Here is a 17,449-nt window from a genome sequence, read left to right on the forward strand (position 1 = left end):
CCGCGCCTCAGGGCCAACGCCGCGATCAATCAGTTGATGAGCGACGCGATTGGCCTGCTGATTAAGCTCGGCATAGCTCAGTTGCTCACCCTCGAAAGTCAAGGCGATGGCCTCCGGCGAACGCATTACCTGCGCCTCGATCCGTTGGGCGAGGCTGTGCTCAATGCTGAAGCTGTCACGAGTCGGATTCCAGTCCGCCAGCGCTGCAACCCGGTCGCCGATAGTCAGCTCGCCCAGTGGGCGCTCCGGCTGCTCACTCAGTTCGATCAGCAGCTGCAAAGTCTGCACAGCAATGGCTTCAATCACCGGCCCGCTGAACTGCTGGCGGTCATGGTTGAAACGCAGGGCCAGACTGTCGCCAGCATTGATGACCAGGGTCAGCGGGTAGTTGGTCTGTTCGCGGCTGCTGATGTTGTCGAATCGCAAACCCTCGGGCGCGCCTTGCTCCAGTGCCTCTGCAATCGGGTAGTTTTCGAACACCAGCAAGGTGTCGAACAACGCTTCCCCGGCATGCCCGGCCCAGCGTTGCACATCCGCCAAAGCGCTGTGTTCGTGCTCGCGCAGGTTGAGGTTGTGCGCCTGCAAGCTTTGCAGCCATTGGCTGACGGGCAGCTCCGGTGGCAGGTTGCAGACCACCGGCAGGGTGTTGATGAACAGGCCGACCGTTTGCTCGATGCCGCGAATTTCAGTCGGGCGGCCTGCGACCGTCGCGCCGAAGCAGACGCTCTGCTGCCCGGTGTAGCGTTGCAGAATCAGCGACCATGCCCCTTGCAGCAGGGTGTTGAGGGTGACTTTCTGCTGGCGGGCGAAGTGATTGAGCGCCTGGGTCTGTGCCGGGCTCAGCGCCACGCTGTGATCGCCGTGGCCTGGCAAAGCTTGGCGTTCCGGCAACAGGCTGCGGGCTAGCAGAGTGGGTTCATCCAGCGCTGTGAATTGCTCGGTCCAGAACGCTTCGCTCTCGGCTTGATCCTGGTTTTGCAGCCAGTCGATGTAGTGGCGATAACGACCCTGCTGCGCGCCGATCAACTGACCGCTGTAGCGTTGCAACACCTCGCCCAGCAACTGCGAGGTGCTCCAGCCATCCATGAGAATGTGGTGATGGGTCAGGATCAGGTGATGACTACTGGATCCCGTGCGTACCGCGATCAGATTCAGCAACGGCGCATGATTCAGATCGAAACCACGCTGCAACTCGGCGGCTGCCAGATCGTCCAGCTGATCAGATACACCTTGCCAGTCAAGCAAAGCAAACGGCATCTTCAGATGGGCGTGCACCACTTGCAGAGGCTGTTGCAGGTCGCCTTGCCAGATGAAGTGGGTGCGCAGAATGTCATGGCGATCCAGCACCGCCTGCCAGGCCTGACGAAAGCGCTCCGGGTCCAGGCCGCTGACGTCCAGGCGCATCTGGTTCAGGTAATGCCCCGCCGCCTGTTCATGCAGGGTGTGGAAAAGCATGCCTTGCTGCATCGGCGCCAGAGGGTAGATGTCCTGGATCTGGCGAGGATCTAAAGGCAGAGCGTCCAGTTGTGCCTGGCTGATGCGGGCCAAAGGGAAGTCAGCTGGAGTGACGCCTTGATGATCCGCGCAATGCTCGATCAGCAAACGCAGTTCGTCGGCGTATTCATCTGCCAGACGCTGAATCAGCGCCTCATCGAACATCTCCCGACTGAAAGTCCAGCCGACCTTCAACTCACCGCCGTAGACCCGACCATTGAGCGTCAGCCAGTTGCTCAGCGGCGCGTCCGGACTTTGCTCGTTACCGGCGTTTTCAGCGGCGGGGGTGAACAGCGACTCGCCATCCGTTTCGAAGCTGCTATCGAACTGGCCCAGATAGTTGAAGGTAATCCGCGGAGTCAGTAGCTGGCTCAGGCACTGGCGATCAGCATCACGCCCCAGATAGCGCAGCACACCAAAACCGATGCCTTTGTTGGGTACAGCGCGCAGTTGTTCTTTCACAGTCTTGATCGACTGACCAATGTCCAGTTCGGGTGTCAGCCTGACCGGGTACAGCGTGGTGAACCAGCCGACGCTGCGGGTCAGGTCGATGTCATCGAACAGATCCTCGCGGCCGTGGCCTTCCAGTTGAATAGCCACGCTCTGGCGTTGGTTCCAACGCACCAGCACGCGGCTCAGCGCCGTCAGCAACAGGTCGTTGACTTGAGTGCGATAAGCCGCCGGAGATTCTTGCAGCAGACGCCGGGTAAGCTTTTGATCCAGACGCGTCTGAACTGTGATCGCCAAGGCATTGCTCAGCCTGGCATCAGGTTTCGCGCCAGGCAGATCCGCTGTTTCGCCTTGCAGCTGTTGCTGCCAATAACCTGTTTCGGCTCGCAATTGTTCGCTCTGGGCAAGCTGTTGCAAGTGCTGGCTCCAGTCTTGCAACGAGCTGCTGCGGGCGGGTAAAGACACTGGCTGAGCATTTTGCAGTTGTTCATAAACACGTTGCAGGTCGTCGAACAGCACCCGCCAGGAAACGCCATCAACCACCAGGTGATGGATCACCAGCAGTAGGCGTTGGCTGCCATCGGCGAGGCTGACCAGCACTGCGCGCAACAGCGGACCCTCTTGCAGATTCAGACTGCGCTGGGCTTCGTTGCCCAACTGCTCCAGCTCTGCGGGGTCGTTGAGCTGCGCCTGCCATAGTGTGAAGCTGCTCTGCTCGATGTCCTGATAAGTGGCTGTCCAGCCTTGCCCGCTCTCGGTGAAGTTCAAGCGCAGCCCGTCATGGTGCGCAAGCAGGGCGTGCAGTGCCTGTTCCAGCAATCCGGCATCCAGTGGTTTGCCGGGCTTGAGCAGTACCGACTGGTTCCAGTGCTGGCGCTGCTCGATGTCCATGGCAAAGAACAGCTGTTGGATGGGCAATAGCGTTACCGAGCCTTGGGCCGGGCCGCGTGCTACCTGCGGGGTGTCATCATTGATCCGCGCGACGTTGGCCAGATGCTGGATGGTCTGGTGTTCGAACAGTTCTTTGGGGGTAAAGGCAATCCCCGCCTGCCGGGCGCGGCTGACCAGTTGAATGGAGATGATTGAGTCGCCGCCCAGGTCGAAGAAGTTGTCGGTGATGCCGATGGACTTGCGCTTGAGTACGTCTTGCCAAAGGCTGACCAACTGCTGCTGGATCGGGTTTTGCGGCGCGACCCAGGCGTTGTGTTGTTGGCTACTGTCGGGAGCGGGCAGGGCATTGCGATCCAGTTTGCCGTTGGCGCTCAGAGGCATGCGCTCCAGAAACAGCCATTGGCCGGGCACCATGTAGTCCGGCAGATGTTGCGCCAGCCGGGCCTTGATCGAGTCCTGCAAGGCTGCGTGCTGAACGGTTTCCGCCGGCTGCACCGGAACCACATAACCGACTAGCTGTTGGTTGACTGCTATGACCACCGCTTCACGCACATCGGGCAATTGCAGCAGTTGGTTTTCGATTTCCCCCAATTCAATGCGCAGGCCGCGAATCTTCACTTGATGGTCGATGCGACCGCGATACTCGATCACCCCATCAGCGCGAAAACTGGCCAGGTCGCCGGTGCGATACAGGCGCTCGCCATTGCCGAACGGGCTGGTCACGAAGCGCTCGGCGGTCAATGCCGGTCGGCGATGATAACCACGGGCCAGCCCCGTGCCGCTGAGATACAGCTCGCCAATCACTCCCTGCGGCACGGGCTGCAAACGCGCATCGAGTATGTAAGTTGCCAGATTGGCAATCGGCGCGCCGATGGGCACGCTGTCGGCGCCTTCCTCGCGACAGGTCCAGTGGGTTACGTCGATGGCTGCTTCGGTGGGGCCGTACAGGTTGTACAGCGCAGCCTTTGGCAGTTTTTCGAAGACCTGTTGCTGGGTGTCGACTGGCAAGGCTTCGCCGCTGCAGATGATGCGTTTGAGGCCCGTGCAACTGCTCACGTCAGCGTCCAGCAGGAAGGCTTGCAGCATCGACGGCACAAAATGCAGGGTGCTGACGTGGTGGGTTTGAATCAACTGGATGAGCCGGGCTGGATCACGGTGGTCCCCCGGTCCGGCCATGGCCAGCCTCGCCCCACTGAGCAACGGCCAGAAGAATTCCCATACGGAAACGTCGAAGCTGAACGGCGTTTTTTGCAGCACGGTGTCGCTGCTATCCAGGGTGTAGGCCTGTTGCATCCAGCACAGGCGGTTGCTCAGCGCGCGATGGCGGTTGCCAGCGCCTTTGGGCTGGCCGGTTGAGCCTGAGGTGTAAATCACGTAGGCGAGGTTTTCCGGCGCGATGTCGATTCTGGGGTCGGATACTGAATAAGCCGACAGGTCCAGTGCATCCAGGCACAAGGTGTTCAGGGTGGCTGTGACGGGGAACAAATCGCGCAAGCTGGTTTGGGTCAGCAGCAACTGAATCCCGCTGTCCTCGATCATGTAGGCCAGTCGTTCCTGCGGATATTCAGGGTCCAGCGGCACATAAGCGCCACCGGCCTTGAGGATGGCCAGCAGACCCACAACCATCTCCACACTGCGCTCGACGGCGATGCCCACCAGCGTTTCCGGCTTCACGCCCAGCTCGATGAGCGCGTGGGCCAGTTGATTGGCCTGGCTGTTGAGCTGCTCGTAGCTCAACTGACGGTCGTTGAAAGCGAGGGCGCAGGCCAGGGGCGAGCGTTGTACTTGTTGCTCGATGAGCCGATGGACTGGCTGATCAAGGGGGTAATCGACCTGGGTCGCGTTCCATTGCTGCCGGGTTTGCAATTCACCGGGGCTGAGCATCGGCAGATCACCGATTGGCTGGGAGGGATTCTCCACCAGCGCCTGCAACAGATTCTGCCAATGCCCGGCCAGACGGGCGATGGTCTCGGGGGCGAACAGCTCGGCGCGATACTCGAACTCGGCGTGAATGGCTGTGCGTGAATAACTGACGTCCAGGCTCAGGTCGAATTTGGCCTGGGCCAGGGCGATGGGCAGGGGTGTCAGTTGCAGCTCGCCCAGATGAAGTGCTGTTTCAGCCGGTGCTGCCACGCGCCAGTTGAACAATGTCTGAAACAGTGGATTGGCCTGGCTGCTGCGTTGCAGATTCAGGCGATCCAGCAGCAGTTCGATGGGGTAGTCCGCGTGTTCCAGTGCCGCCAATGAAGCCTGGCGCAGGCCTTGCAGAAATGCGCTGCCCGGCTGATCTGTGTCGATGCGGGCGCGGTAGATCTGGCTGCTGACAAAAAAACCGACCAGTTCCTGAGTGGCGCTTTGGTTGCGGGTGGCATTGGGCACGCCAACGGTAAAGTCGCGCTGCCCGCTGTAGCGGCTCAACAGCAATTGCCAGGCGCCCAGCAGGACCACGAAAGGTGTCACGCCCAAGCGCTGACACAGGGTGCTCAACGGGCTGTTCAGGCTGGTGGGCAAGGCGAGCTGCAGGGTGCCGAGTCTGTTGCTGCGCACTGCGCTGGCAGGAAAATCCGTTGGCAGGGCCAGGGTCGGCAACTCATCGCCCAGATAGCCTTGCCAGTAGTCGGCGGCCTGATCATGGGCCTTGCTGAGGACATACTCTTCACGCTGCCAGCGGGCGTAGTCGCGGTACTGAATACTCGGCCGCTCCAGTGGCGTCGGGTCGCCCACCGCCAGGCGCTGGCAGGCCAGGGTCAGGTCCTTGGTGAGGATCGGGTTGGACCAGGCGTCCGATACGATGTGATGCAGGTTGAGCAGCAGCACGTGGTCTTGCTCGTCGACCTTGATCAAGGTGGCGCGGATCAGTGGCGCCTGGCTGAGATCAAAGGCGTGTGCGGCTTCGGCGGCTAGCAGTGTGTCCAGCTCGTCGGCGCTGCTCGAACTGATGTGGTTGAGCGTCAGCTGTGCCCCGTGATAGACGATCTGCTGCGGTACGCCGTCCACTTCAGCAAACCGCGTGCGCAAGATGTCATGGCGGTCCACGACCTTTTGCAGGGCGCGTTCCAGCCATGCAGCGTCGAGCGGACCCTTGATCGATAGCGCCCGAGGCAGGTTGTAGGCGGCGCTGTCCGGGGTGAACTGCTGCAACAACCACAAGCGCTGCTGGGCGAAAGACAACACTCCGGGACCTGTGGCCGAACCGGCACTGATGCCGTGGCCGGTGCCTTCTTCATCAGCCAGAAGCAACGCCAACAGGTCGTGGTCGGATTGTTGATTGATTTGATTCATGATCGCTCTCGTCGCCGTCGGCAGAGGAATTGGCTTTGTCAGAAAGACGAAGGGTGGCGTGGGAGATTTAGCGGGGTGTGGGGTGAGGCTCGGTGTATCGGGTAATGGTGGGCTTCTGTGGGAGATTCTATGTTTGCCTGCAAAACACATTTCTTGTGGGACCGGCTTTAGCCGGGAAGGCAGCATTTCAGACGATAAATACCGGGTGGATGTACTGGCCTCTTCCCGGCTGAAGCCGGTCCCACGTCGTCACACAGGTGTTCGCGTCCTTCAGCCCGTCGGTGCCAGCGCCCGTTCGCTCACCACCTGCCCGGCGTGCATGCGCACCAACTGATCGGCGACATCGAAATAACGGTCGTCGTGGGAGATGACGATGATGGTCTTGCCCAGGCGCTTGAGATCCGGAAGCAGTTCGGTATAGAAAATCCGCCGGAAGGTCGGGTCCTGGTCGGCAGCCCACTCGTCGAATACCAGCACCGGGCGTTCGTCGAGCCAGGCATTGACCAGCGCCAGCCGTTTACGCTGCCCGGTGGACAAGTCCGTTGTGGTGAACGCGCCGTCTTTCACGCTGACTTTATGGGCGATTTCCAGGCGTTCCAGATAGCGGGTGGCATCGCTGGGCAGTGCCTTATCGTTCTGGATCAGGTCATCAAACAGGTAATAGTCGGCAAATACCGTGGTGAACATCTGTCGATAGTCATCCAGCCCCCGGGCATCCACCGGCTTGTCGTTGAGGCGTACTTCACCCTGTTGCGGCGTGTACAGCCCTAATAACAGCTTGATCAGCGTGGTTTTGCCGCAGCCATTCTCGCCGACGATAAACAGAATCTCCCCCGGCTCGATGCTCAGATTGACTGGCCCCAGTTTGAACGGCTCACTGCCTTCCACTGGCGGGAAGGCGTAATGCACATCACGCAGTTCCAGATGGTCAAGTTGCGGGACTGGCTGATCAGAAGGCTCCAGCAGCAGGTGGGGTTCCGGCGACGAGAAGCGCGCTGACAGATCGGCGATGCGCCGGAAGGCAATCTGCGCCCGGCCGACGATAGGCAAGTTGCCGATCAGGGTTTCCAGCGGGCCTTTCATGTACAGCAGCACCAGCACAAAGCCGCTCATGACCGCCGGATCAGGGCTGGGCCACAGGGTTTGCAGGGTCAGGGTCAGGCCGATGACCACAAAAAACAGCATCGAGCCCAGGGCTTTGGCGATCACGAAGATATTGATCGAGCGCACGTGGGTGTCGCAGATATGGTCGGCGGTGCCCTGGATGTTTTTGCTCAACATGGCGTAGCGGCGCTGGCGGTGGATGCGCAGTTCCTTGGCGCCTTCGGCAATCGCCGAGTAATGCTTTTGCAGATCGTCCTCGGCTTCACGGGCTGCGAAAAAACCCTTGATGCCTTTGCTCTGGGCGAAGAACTGCACGGCGCAGCCAATGCCGATGGCGAGCAGGGTGATCAGGAATATCGGCAGTGACAGGGTCGCCAGATAGCCAAGGCAGCCGATGATGATGGTCATGGAAATTGCCAGCGGCGCGAAGGCGAAAGCCAGGTCGCTGATGGTGTCGACATCCCGGGTCAGTACCGGAATCAGGCGATGGGTGCGGTAGCGTTCGATCTGCTCGATGGGCGCTGACAGCACCTTGGCGCCCAAGTCCTTGCGCAGTCGGGCGATGACTTTCTGCCCCACGTAGTTGGTGCCGATATCAGCGGCGATGGTGCTCAACAGCGCCAGCAGGCAAAGGCTCGCAAAGGCGATCACTACCCCACGGCTCATGCCACCTTCACTGTGCAGGCCCTGATTGACCGTCGCCAGCAGCGCCGTCACGCTCAAGCCCCCGACAATCCCCAGGAGGACCGAGGTGATCACGATGGGGCGGTAGGGCTTGAGCAGGCTCAAGAGTTCACGAAGGGCGCTGCGCGGTGCTGCGGTCATGGGCTACCTCGGTCGAGACAAAGACGGGCTGTCAGTGCAAGGAACGAGTGATGGGGGAGGGGATTTAGCGTGGATGTCGGCGAATTTAACGGTTCAATCGATCCCTGTGGGAGCGGTGCTTGCCCGCGATAAGGCTGGACTCAATCCTAAGTCAAACCGCGTCCAGCCATATCGCGGGCAAGCACCGCTCCCACAGGAAATCGCATTTCATGTGCAAAGCCCGCGCGTTTCAGACTATTCGGGCATCAAAGCTCCCGCGCCACCCGGAACCCCAGCCAGTCGCCGCGGCTGGTGGGCCACATGGTGTTGCGGTTGCCGGAGCGGGAGAAGATCGGTGCTTCGGTCCAGTCGTTGCCGCGGATGCGCTGGATGTCGCAGTTACCGGTCAGCCAGGCGCTGCCGTCGGTGGGGGCGCCGACGTAGGAGTTATTGCGGCAATCAGCGACCCATTCGTACACGTTGCCGTGCATGTCATACACGCCGAACGCATTGGCCGGATAGCTGCCCGCCGGTGATGTGTAGGTGAAGCCATCCTGCGGGCCGTAGGTGTTGGCATGCTCGGCAATGCTGTATTCCTTGCCTTCGTCCATGGGGAACGGGAACGGCCCGGACGAGCCCGCCCTTGCCGCGTACTCACGCTCCGACTCACTGACCATGTGATAAACCTTGCCGGTTTTCTTCGACAGCCAGGTCACATACGCCTGGGCCTCCTTGTAGTCCATGCACACCGCTGGCTGGCGCTCAGTAATGGCGTAGCGCGGCTTGCCGGCAATGCACTCGCGGCCTGGGCGCTTGTCGCCATCGGGCATCACGTAGCCGGTTTCTTTCAGCCAGACATTCCATTCGCCTTGCAGGACCTGAAAGCGGCTGATGGCGAAGGGTTTCTTGAAGGTCACTTCATGCAGTGGCCCTTCGTCGTCCTGGCGACCCAGTTCATCGTCGGGGGTGCCCATGGTGAACGTCCCGGCGGGCAAGACCACCAGTTCCGGGCAATCCTTGCAGTCTTTGAATACCGTGCCGGGTTTGGGCTCAGCGGAATCGGCATGAGCGGCAACCGGCAGCAGCAGAGCCAGCAACGCCGCGCCAGCGAAACCGATGATCTTGCGAAAAGCTGTTTTTTTCATGGACGTCTCGTAACAGAAAGAAAGCGTTGGAAATTGGAGCTGCAGGTTTTACGTCGCCTTACGCGGTCTGTTGGAGCGAGGCTTGCCCGCGAACCAGACGCCGCGGGCTAGTCAGGTAAACCGAGTTATCGTTCTTCGCGGGCAAGTCGGAATGCCGCCCACTCGCTCCCACAGGGGACCGCACGAGGCAGTTAGCTCAACGCACGGCCACCGGTTTGGCGGAATCCTGAACCTGCTGCCAGACGCGCATGAAATTGCCGCCCCACAGCTTGGCGATGTCGGCTTCCGAGTAGCCGCGTTGCAGCAGCTCGGCGGTGACGTTGCGAGTGTCGGCGACGCTGTCCCAGCCCTTGAGGCCGCCGCCTTCGTTGAAGTCCGAAGCGATGCCGACGTGATCAATACCGATCTTGCGCACCGTGTAATCAATGGCGTCGCCCAGGTCCTTGAGCGTGGCCTTGGGTTCCCGGTCGAGGATGCCGTAGAGGCGGCTGGCGTACTGGCCGAACTTCTGCTCCGACCAGGCGGCAATCACTGGATCGCCGGGCATCAAGGCCATGGCCAGATTGGGCAGGGGAGGCAGATCGAAGTCGGCGCGCAGGGCATTTAGCTTGTCCTGGGTCTTGGCACTCAGCGGTTTCAGATAACCGCCGAAACCGACGATTTGCACCACGCCACCGCTGTTCTTGATCAGCAGCAACTCCTTGTCGCTGAGGTTGCGCGGAATGTCCACCATAGCCCTGGGCACTGAATGCGAGGCGACCATGGGCGTGCGGCTCAGATGGCTGATCTGTTCCAGTGCTTTTGTCGACATGTGCGACACATCGATGATTACCCCGAGATCATTGAGGCGTTGGACAGCGCGTTGGCCGATATCGGAAAGGCCGTCAAAGGCATCGGCGGTGTCATTGAAAAAAGGCAGTGGCCGCGAGGAGTCGGCCCAGTCGTTATTACCGATGTAACTGAAACCGAACATGCGCATGCCTCGCGCCGCCCACTTGTCCAGCAGGTTCAAGTCATTACCCAGCGGGTAGGCGTTGAGCATGCTGATGAAAATCGCGAACTTGCCTTCGCCCTGCAAGCGGCGCATGTCTGCGGGGGTGTAGGCGATGCCGACCTGATTGGGGAAATCACGGGCCATGGCGGAGATCGCTTTGTAGCGCACCTCTTGCTGATTGCGGGCTTCTTCGACGAAGCCTGCGGTCGGCCGGTGTGGGGCGTTGGGCCCGTTCCAGATTTCCGGCCAGCCAAATACCGTCAAGGCGGCTGCCGACAAGCGCCCGCGTCCGGCCTTGACCAAGTCGAACTGGCCTTTGCCGTCTTTGTCGGCTTCCTTGCCTTCAGTGCCGAAATCCAGCGGCAGCGTGACGTGGCTGTCGAATGAAACGATGCGCTCCTGGATTTCCCCGGCCTGCTTCATCACCTTGAGCGAATAGTCGGGATAACCGTCGAACCACTGCTGCCACGCCAGATAACCCGCACCGACGCTAAGCGCCAGGAGCAGAGGCAGGCCGATGTATAACGCTTTCTTATTCATTGCATTCCCAGGAATTCGCCATCGATTGCCGGCATTTGCTATCTGGGAAGAACGAGTCATCGGCGTGGAAATTTAGCGGACAGCCCGGATTGTCAGCGCTAATGCATTGCCAATACTCATCTATTCGCCTGTAAGTTCTGCTGTGGATGCTCTGACGTCATCGCGGGCAAGCGCGCTCCTACAGATAGATCGCATTTCAACCGTGGGAGCGCGCTTGCCCGCGATTCGGTTTATGACTCGCTGGATATTTCCGCTGAAACTAAGCCATCGCGAGCAAGCTCGCTCCTACAGGAATGTGGTTGACGCGCGATATTGCCGTCCCTGGGATCCTGCTGAGTCTTCGACAGTAAATTTCCCGCCCAACCCAACGTTCTAGCTTGGATGACGCCCGCTTCAGGGCTTTTACAGGTAGGGCGATGAAGATTTCTCGACGAGGGTTCATGGCGGGGCTGGCGTTGACAGGCGCCGCTGTTCCGGCTGCTTTTTACGCTCACCGTGAATTGACCCGGCCCGATGAACCGATCACGCCGGGTGAAGCGTCCTTTGACGTGCCGGATGCCGCAGGCCGGCAGTTGGCGGATAGCTTGCGCGGTGTATGGGACTTGCGTCTGGAAGGGGTCGATGCAGAACTCGACGGCCTGCCTCTGGATGGCCTGCAACTACTGCTTGATATAGCCCCTCGTGGCCGAGGCATTCGCGGTTATCTCGACAGCGAGAAAAACCTGCGCGCCGATGCCGAGCCGCGTTATCAGCTGCTTGGTGATCTGGCTCAAGCCAAAGGGGCTGAACTGAGCTGGCGCCTGACCCGCTCGGATTCCACCACCGGCAATCCTGACTACGAATTCAGTGTGGTGCTGGATGAAGTCTGGGCAGCGTTTGGCAATGCCGGTCCGGCCACCCTCAGCGGGCGTATTTTCCGACTCGATCGCGCCGTGGCACTGCCCATGCTGGACAGCCGTTTTGTCGCCCTCAAGCGCACCTTTCCCGAGGCTCGGCAGCGTATCGGCCTTGGTCCGGCGTTGCTGGCCAGTCTGATCAGCCCTGAACATCGGCTGTTCCACCAGCTCTGGCATGCCTCAAGGGATAAGTGGCACAAGCTGCCCGAGAACAAGCGCGAAGCTTTGCGTGGGTTGGGTTGGCAGCCGGGCCCACGGGACAAAGAGCGCGACGCCCGAGGTCCGCGCAAGGATCGCAATGCGTCCGGCGTGGATTTTTTCTTCATGCATCGGCACATGCTCGGCTCGGCACGGGCGCTACAGCCGCTGCCATCCTGGCAAAGGTTTCCCCTGCCGCAGCCTGAGCTGCAGCGTGATCGACAAGGTTTTGCTCGGTACTTCGACAACCCGGACGGCTGCTCGCTGCCGCCGACCTGGAGTGCCGAGGGCGACGACGCCTACACGCAGTGGGTCAGCGACGTGAAAAGCGCTGAGACCTACCACAGCAATTTCGAGGTCTGGGAATCGCAATACCGCGACCCGCGCTACCTGTCGAAACTCACCCTCGGCCAGTTCGGCTCCGAAGTGGAGCTGGGTCTGCACGACTGGCTGCACATGCGCTGGGCTTCGGTACCTCGGGATCCAGCCAACGGCCAGCCAGTGCCCATGGCCCGGGACCCGGCCGACTTCGCCGCCCGCTGGTTCGAGGCGGAAAACGATTTTCTCGGCGACCCGTTCTCCAGCCATGTGAACCCTGTTTTCTGGGGCTTTCATGGCTGGATCGATGACCGTATTGAAGACTGGTTTCGTGCCCACGAGCGGTTTCATCCCGGACAGGTGACGCGCCAGAACATCAATGGCGTGTTGTGGTTTGCCAAAGGCCGCTGGGTGGAAATCGATGATCCCTGGCTCGGTCCGGATACTCACGGCTGCAGCACGACGCCCGGCCTGGCTGTCGGCAAGAGCATGGAGCTGGATCCGGAGGTCATGAAGCTCGCGCTGAAGATCACCTTTGGTGACGAGAACAAAATCACCGGCCTGTTCCGCAAAGTCCCGCGTCGCCCGTGGTACGCCCGCCATCTTTCCCTCAAACGCTGGTTCTGAGCCGGGCGGGGCAATCGTTAAATTTTGTTTCTCTGCTCTCGTTCCCTACTGCAACAGGCCAGCTTGCTGACCATCCCGATTGACGAGTAAGCAACACCTTCCTGAGGACACTGGAATGACACAGGCTCTTGTATCTGCCGTGGTTCACGATCTGATCGGTATCGGCTTCGGCCCTTCCAATCTGGCGTTGGCGATTGCCTTGCAGGAACGCGGCGAGCAACAGGGCGCGCTGGATGTGTTGTTCCTCGACAAACAGGCTGATTACCGCTGGCATGGCAACACGCTGGTCACTCAAAGCGAGCTGCAGATTTCATTCCTCAAGGATCTGGTCACCCTGCGCAACCCGACCAGCCCATTCTCGTTCGTCAATTACCTGAAGCAGCATGGCCGGCTGGTGGACTTCATCAACCTGGGCACGTTTTACCCCTGCCGCATGGAGTACAACGACTACTTGCGCTGGGTGGCGGCGCAGTTCGAGGATCAAAGCCGCTACGGCGAGGAAGTCACGGCTATCGAGCCGATTCTGCACAAACAAAAGGTCGAGGCGCTGCGGGTTATTTCCCGGGATACCCAAGGGCAGAACCATGTGCGTACCACGCGCTCGGTGGTAGTCAGCCCTGGCGGGACGCCGCGGATTCCAGAAGCCTTCGTCGGCCTCAAAGGTGATGGCCGGGTGTTTCATCACTCTCAGTATTTGCAGTGCATGGCACGTCAGGCTTGCGTCAATGGCAAACCCATGCGCATCGCGATCATTGGCGGTGGGCAGAGTGCGGCCGAGGCATTCATCGACCTCAATGACAGCTATCCGTCGGTGCAGGTGGATGTGATCCTGCGCGGCTCGGCGCTCAAGCCCGCCGACGACAGCCCGTTCGTCAACGAGGTATTCTCGCCGGAATTCACCGACCTGATGTTCAGCCAGAACAGCGCGCAACGTGAACAGATGATCCGTGAATACCACAGCACCAATTATTCGGTGGTGGACATCGACCTGATCGAGCGCATCTACGGGGTGTTCTATCGTCAGAAAGTCTCCGGCATCGCGCGCCACACTTTTCGCAATCTGACCTCGGTGCAGAACGCCACGGCGACCGCCAACGGCATCGAGCTCGCACTGGGCAATATCGCCAATGGCGCGAGTAGCGTGCAAACCTACGACGCGGTGGTATTGGCCACAGGCTACGAACGGCAATTGCACCGTCATTTGCTTGAGCCGCTGCAGGAGTATCTGGGGGATTTCGAAGTCGCCCGGGATTACCGGATCAAGACCGACGCCCGCTGTCAGGCATCGATTTACATGCAGGGCTTTTGCGAATCCAGCCACGGTCTTAGCGACACCTTGTTATCGGTGCTGCCAATCCGTGCTGATGAAATCGCTGAGTCGCTGTACGCCAGCGTTGCCCAGAGCAGTCGGGATCAAGCGGTGCTGGAGCGGTTGTTGGCGGTGGGGTAAGGCCGATAAATCAGGATGCGCTGAAAATCTTGTGGGACCGGCTTTAGCCGGGAAGGCGGCAGTTTCGTCGACGTATATGCAGCGTCTGTACTGGCGTATTCCCGGCTGAAGCCGGTCCCACAGAGAAAGGCAGCATTTCAAATCAGGGCTTGATCAATCCCACTGCGGCGCAAGGCTCGCCGGGCTGGTCAGGCGATGGCCGCGGTCCAGGGCTGCAATCTGTGACATGTCTTCATCGCTCAGCTTCAGGTCGCAAGCCTTGAGGTTGCTCTCCAGGTTACTGCGCTTGGTGGACGACGGAATCACCGCATAACCCAGTTGCATCGCCCACGCCAGAGTGACCTGTGCGGGGGTAGCGTTGTGGCGCTTGGCAATCTGCTCGATGACCGGATCCTTGAGCGCTTCGCCATAGGCCAGGGTCATGTACGAGGTGATCTGAATACCGTTCTGTTGGGCGAACTCCACTACCTTGCGGTTTTGCAGGTACGGGTGCAGCTCGATCTGATTGGTGGCGATATTTTCCGCGCCTACCGCTGCGATGGCTTCTTTCATCAAGGCAATGGTGAAGTTGGAAATGCCGATCTGCTTGGTCAGCCCTTGCTTTTTGGCCTCCAGCAACGCGGTCATGAATTCCTTGACCGGCACCGCACCCTTGGGGGATGGCCAGTGGATCAGGGTCAGGTCCACGTGATCGGTCTGCAACTTGGCCAGGCTTTCCTTCAGGCTCGGGATCAGCTTGTCGGCGGCGAAGTTATCGGTCCAGATTTTGGTGGTGATGAACAGTTCATCGCGGGGCACTTTGCTGTCGGCGATGGCTTTGCCCACTTCTGCTTCGTTGCCGTAGATCTGCGCGGTATCGATTACTCGATAGCCGACCTCAAGGCCGTTGGTCACAGAATCAATGACGACCTGATCCTTGAGACGAAAAGTGCCGAGGCCGAATGCTGGAACGGTCATGTGCGGTGCTCCTTTGAGGAATGAATAAACAAGATATGGACGCAGTATCCCGGCTCTGATCCTTGGGAAAAACAGTGGAACGGGAAAGGGATATTTGCCTGCGCGTCACGAATAGGCTTGTTTATTGGGGCAGCGGCGGGGGGAGATCGTTCCGATGGTGTGTATTTGTCCGGACTGAACTGCTTTTTTCTGTAGGAGCGCGCTATCCGGAGGAGGCGGTGTGTCGGAGAAAAATTCCTTGCCTACCTGACGCTATCGCGGGCAAGCGCGCTCCTACAGGGATTGCCTGTTACTCCGGCTTTGAAGCCACCGGTTCGCGCTTGACGAAATGCTTGTGCATATCCGACGTCAGGGTCTCGATGCGTTCGGTCAGGGATTTGGTCAACTGGGTCAGTTGGGTGTTCTGCTCCAGCAAGGTCAGCATCTGCGCTGCCAGATCTTCCCGGTGTTGGGCGTCGGCATCGGCGTTGGCCTTGTCTCTGGCCGATTGTCGCGTCTGGGCCAGCAGGATCAGTGGCGCGGCATAGGCCGATTGCAGGCTGAACGCCAGATTGAGCAGGATGAAGGGGTAGAGATCGAATTGAGTCAGACCGGTGGCGTTACACACGATCCACAGCAGGACGATGACGGTCTGCGCACCCAGGAAGGCTGGCGTGCCAAAGAACCGCGCAAAAGCCTCTGCCTTCAGGGCAAAACTGTCGTTGCCAAAGGTATTGGCCAGATGCGCGTGGTGCTTGTGGAAGCGCAGGTGGTCGACGTTTTTCTTTTCGCCTGGTTCAGATCCAGCGGTGTTCATGACGGTTTCCTGATGGCCAATACATGCGGCCACTATAGGCGCTTGTAGAGTCATGAACTGGAGCTGAACCCTGTGGGAGCGAATTCATTCGCGAAAGCGGTTTAACAGGCGATAAGTATCTAGCGACTGTACCGGCCTTTTCGCGAATGAATTCGCTCCCACAAGGGCCGATATCCAATCTGGCGATCCAGACTCAATCCGGATGCAAAGGCTTGGATAGATGCATGATGCTCGCGTAGTCGTAGACGTACTGGCGTCCGGCATGGCTGGTCGAACGTAGTTGGTCGATCAGCAGTCGCTCTTTCTTGTTCAGGTATCTCAGCCCAGGGTGGTCACTTGACTTGAGGCGATCACGTTCATGGGCGTCAGGGAAAGCTATGACGTTAGTCATGAAATATCTCCTACTTAGTGAGTCCTTGCTTCCGGTTATGTAGTCCCGGTCACTTTGTGTGGCGACGAAGCCACCTTACCCAGAAAAAGTTGGAGCGATCAAGCCTGCAAATGACTAGCCGGTCACAGTATCTGCGTGACCTCAAAGGATTGGCGACTGCCGTTGACACTGATCTCAAGCTCATCCCCTGCCAGTTTGCCCAGTAGGGTCTGGCCCAAGGGCGCGCGGGAGGTGATCACCGTGACGATGAGTTCTGCGTACTGAATCTTCAGACCGGCGGCATCGGGTCCGAGGAACAGATGCTGCTCGACCCCCTGATGATTTTCCAGGGTGATCAGATCCCCCGGCTGAATGCCTTTGTCTTCGTTGAAAGGCGTCAGACTCATTTTTTGGTAGAGCACCAGTGACTGGCGGATTTCCTCCACGCGCTTTGCCTGGCCCGCCGCCAGATAGGACGCCTCCAGGCCCAGAGTGTCGTATTTGTTCTCGGCGATGTTTTCTTCGTGGGTTGCCGTCTCGTAAGCCGTTTGCGCGGCTCGCTGGGCGATGTCCAGGTCGATCGTCAGCTTTTCGACAATCAGCTGTAGGACTTCTTGCTTGTTCATGGTCTATCCGCAGAACTGGCTGACATTGGCGCGGCTTTTTTCGCTCGGCGCGGTTCGGTCTTGCTGAATCCAGAAGTTGCACTTCGGTGCGTTGAAACTCTTCTGCTGTTGTTCCTGAGCCTGTTCCCAGGCCTGGCGGGCTTCGCTTTCGCGCAGACTCTGTTCGTATTTCTCGAACATGGTCTTCTCAGCCTCAGGCGTAGCCTTTGCAGCAGGTGGTGCGCTCACTTGCGCGGCGGCATTGCTGATAACCTGGGTGTCGGATTCAGGCAGGGCTTTGTAGATCAAGAGGCCGGTCAACGCGACTGCAATGAAGCCAAGCCAGATGCCAATGGCGATGCAGGCGACGAGTTTCAGTGGATGGACAGAGACGTTCAGCGCGCGACGGCTTGAATCAGGCATGACAGTTACTCGACGTTGACTGCAGATGCTGGCGATTGTGACATGAGCGAAGGCTGGTGCATGCCGGTTGTCTGAACGACAATCGACGTTTTTTATCATTGGGCC

General features: G+C 59.5%; 11 protein-coding genes. 2 read left to right on the forward strand and 9 right to left on the reverse strand.

Annotation, left to right across the window (positions count from 1 at the left end; all coding sequences use genetic code 11):
* The 4 genes from IV01_RS0124700 to pvdM form a co-directional block, all read right to left on the reverse strand.
* Positions 1-6,117 (reverse strand): non-ribosomal peptide synthetase (locus IV01_RS0124700; RefSeq protein ID WP_032626897.1); only part of this gene is annotated, 6,117 nt, incomplete at its 3' end.
* 270 nt (positions 6,118-6,387) lie between these two features.
* The gene (locus IV01_RS19150; protein WP_032626899.1) at positions 6,388-8,046 is read right to left on the reverse strand and encodes a cyclic peptide export ABC transporter; all 1,659 of its coding nucleotides are present in this window, start codon (positions 8,044-8,046) and stop codon (positions 6,388-6,390) included.
* 245 nt (positions 8,047-8,291) lie between these two features.
* A complete protein-coding gene (locus IV01_RS19145; protein ID WP_032626900.1) occupies positions 8,292-9,170 on the reverse strand; it encodes a formylglycine-generating enzyme family protein in 879 nt (292 codons plus the stop codon).
* A gap of 196 nt (positions 9,171-9,366) precedes the next feature.
* Positions 9,367-10,704, reverse strand: coding sequence for a pyoverdine-tailoring dipeptidase-like protein PvdM (gene pvdM, locus IV01_RS19140; RefSeq protein WP_032626901.1), 1,338 nt, complete (start codon positions 10,702-10,704; stop codon positions 9,367-9,369).
* A gap of 416 nt (positions 10,705-11,120) precedes the next feature.
* Here pvdM and IV01_RS19135 point away from each other — a divergent pair, with 416 nt between their 5' ends.
* Positions 11,121-12,743, forward strand: coding sequence for a hypothetical protein (locus tag IV01_RS19135; RefSeq protein WP_032626902.1), 1,623 nt, complete (start codon positions 11,121-11,123; stop codon positions 12,741-12,743).
* A gap of 115 nt (positions 12,744-12,858) precedes the next feature.
* The gene (locus IV01_RS19130; protein ID WP_032626903.1) at positions 12,859-14,193 is read left to right on the forward strand and encodes a lysine N(6)-hydroxylase/L-ornithine N(5)-oxygenase family protein; all 1,335 of its coding nucleotides are present in this window, start codon (positions 12,859-12,861) and stop codon (positions 14,191-14,193) included.
* A 153-nt stretch (positions 14,194-14,346) separates the two neighbouring features.
* On the opposite strand, the gene dkgB is transcribed toward IV01_RS19130, so the two are convergent.
* The 5 genes from dkgB to IV01_RS19105 form a co-directional block, all read right to left on the reverse strand.
* On the reverse strand, positions 14,347-15,150 hold the full coding sequence (dkgB, locus tag IV01_RS19125; RefSeq protein WP_032626904.1) for a 2,5-didehydrogluconate reductase DkgB: 804 nt from the start codon (positions 15,148-15,150) through the stop codon (positions 14,347-14,349).
* 289 nt (positions 15,151-15,439) lie between these two features.
* Positions 15,440-15,946, reverse strand: coding sequence for a DUF1003 domain-containing protein (locus IV01_RS19120; RefSeq protein WP_032626905.1), 507 nt, complete (start codon positions 15,944-15,946; stop codon positions 15,440-15,442).
* 193 nt (positions 15,947-16,139) lie between these two features.
* Positions 16,140-16,337 carry a hypothetical protein gene (locus IV01_RS19115; RefSeq protein WP_032626906.1) on the reverse strand — a complete coding sequence of 66 codons (198 nt, stop codon included), beginning with the start codon at positions 16,335-16,337 and terminating at the stop codon, positions 16,140-16,142.
* A 122-nt stretch (positions 16,338-16,459) separates the two neighbouring features.
* Positions 16,460-16,942 carry a GreA/GreB family elongation factor gene (locus IV01_RS19110; RefSeq protein WP_032626907.1) on the reverse strand — a complete coding sequence of 161 codons (483 nt, stop codon included), beginning with the start codon at positions 16,940-16,942 and terminating at the stop codon, positions 16,460-16,462.
* A 3-nt stretch (positions 16,943-16,945) separates the two neighbouring features.
* Positions 16,946-17,344, reverse strand: coding sequence for a hypothetical protein (locus IV01_RS19105; protein WP_032626908.1), 399 nt, complete (start codon positions 17,342-17,344; stop codon positions 16,946-16,948).
* Positions 17,345-17,449: the final 105 nt, after the last annotated feature.

Source organism: Pseudomonas syringae, assembly GCF_000737245.1.
GTDB classification, from domain to species: Bacteria; Pseudomonadota; Gammaproteobacteria; order Pseudomonadales; family Pseudomonadaceae; genus Aquipseudomonas; species Aquipseudomonas syringae_J.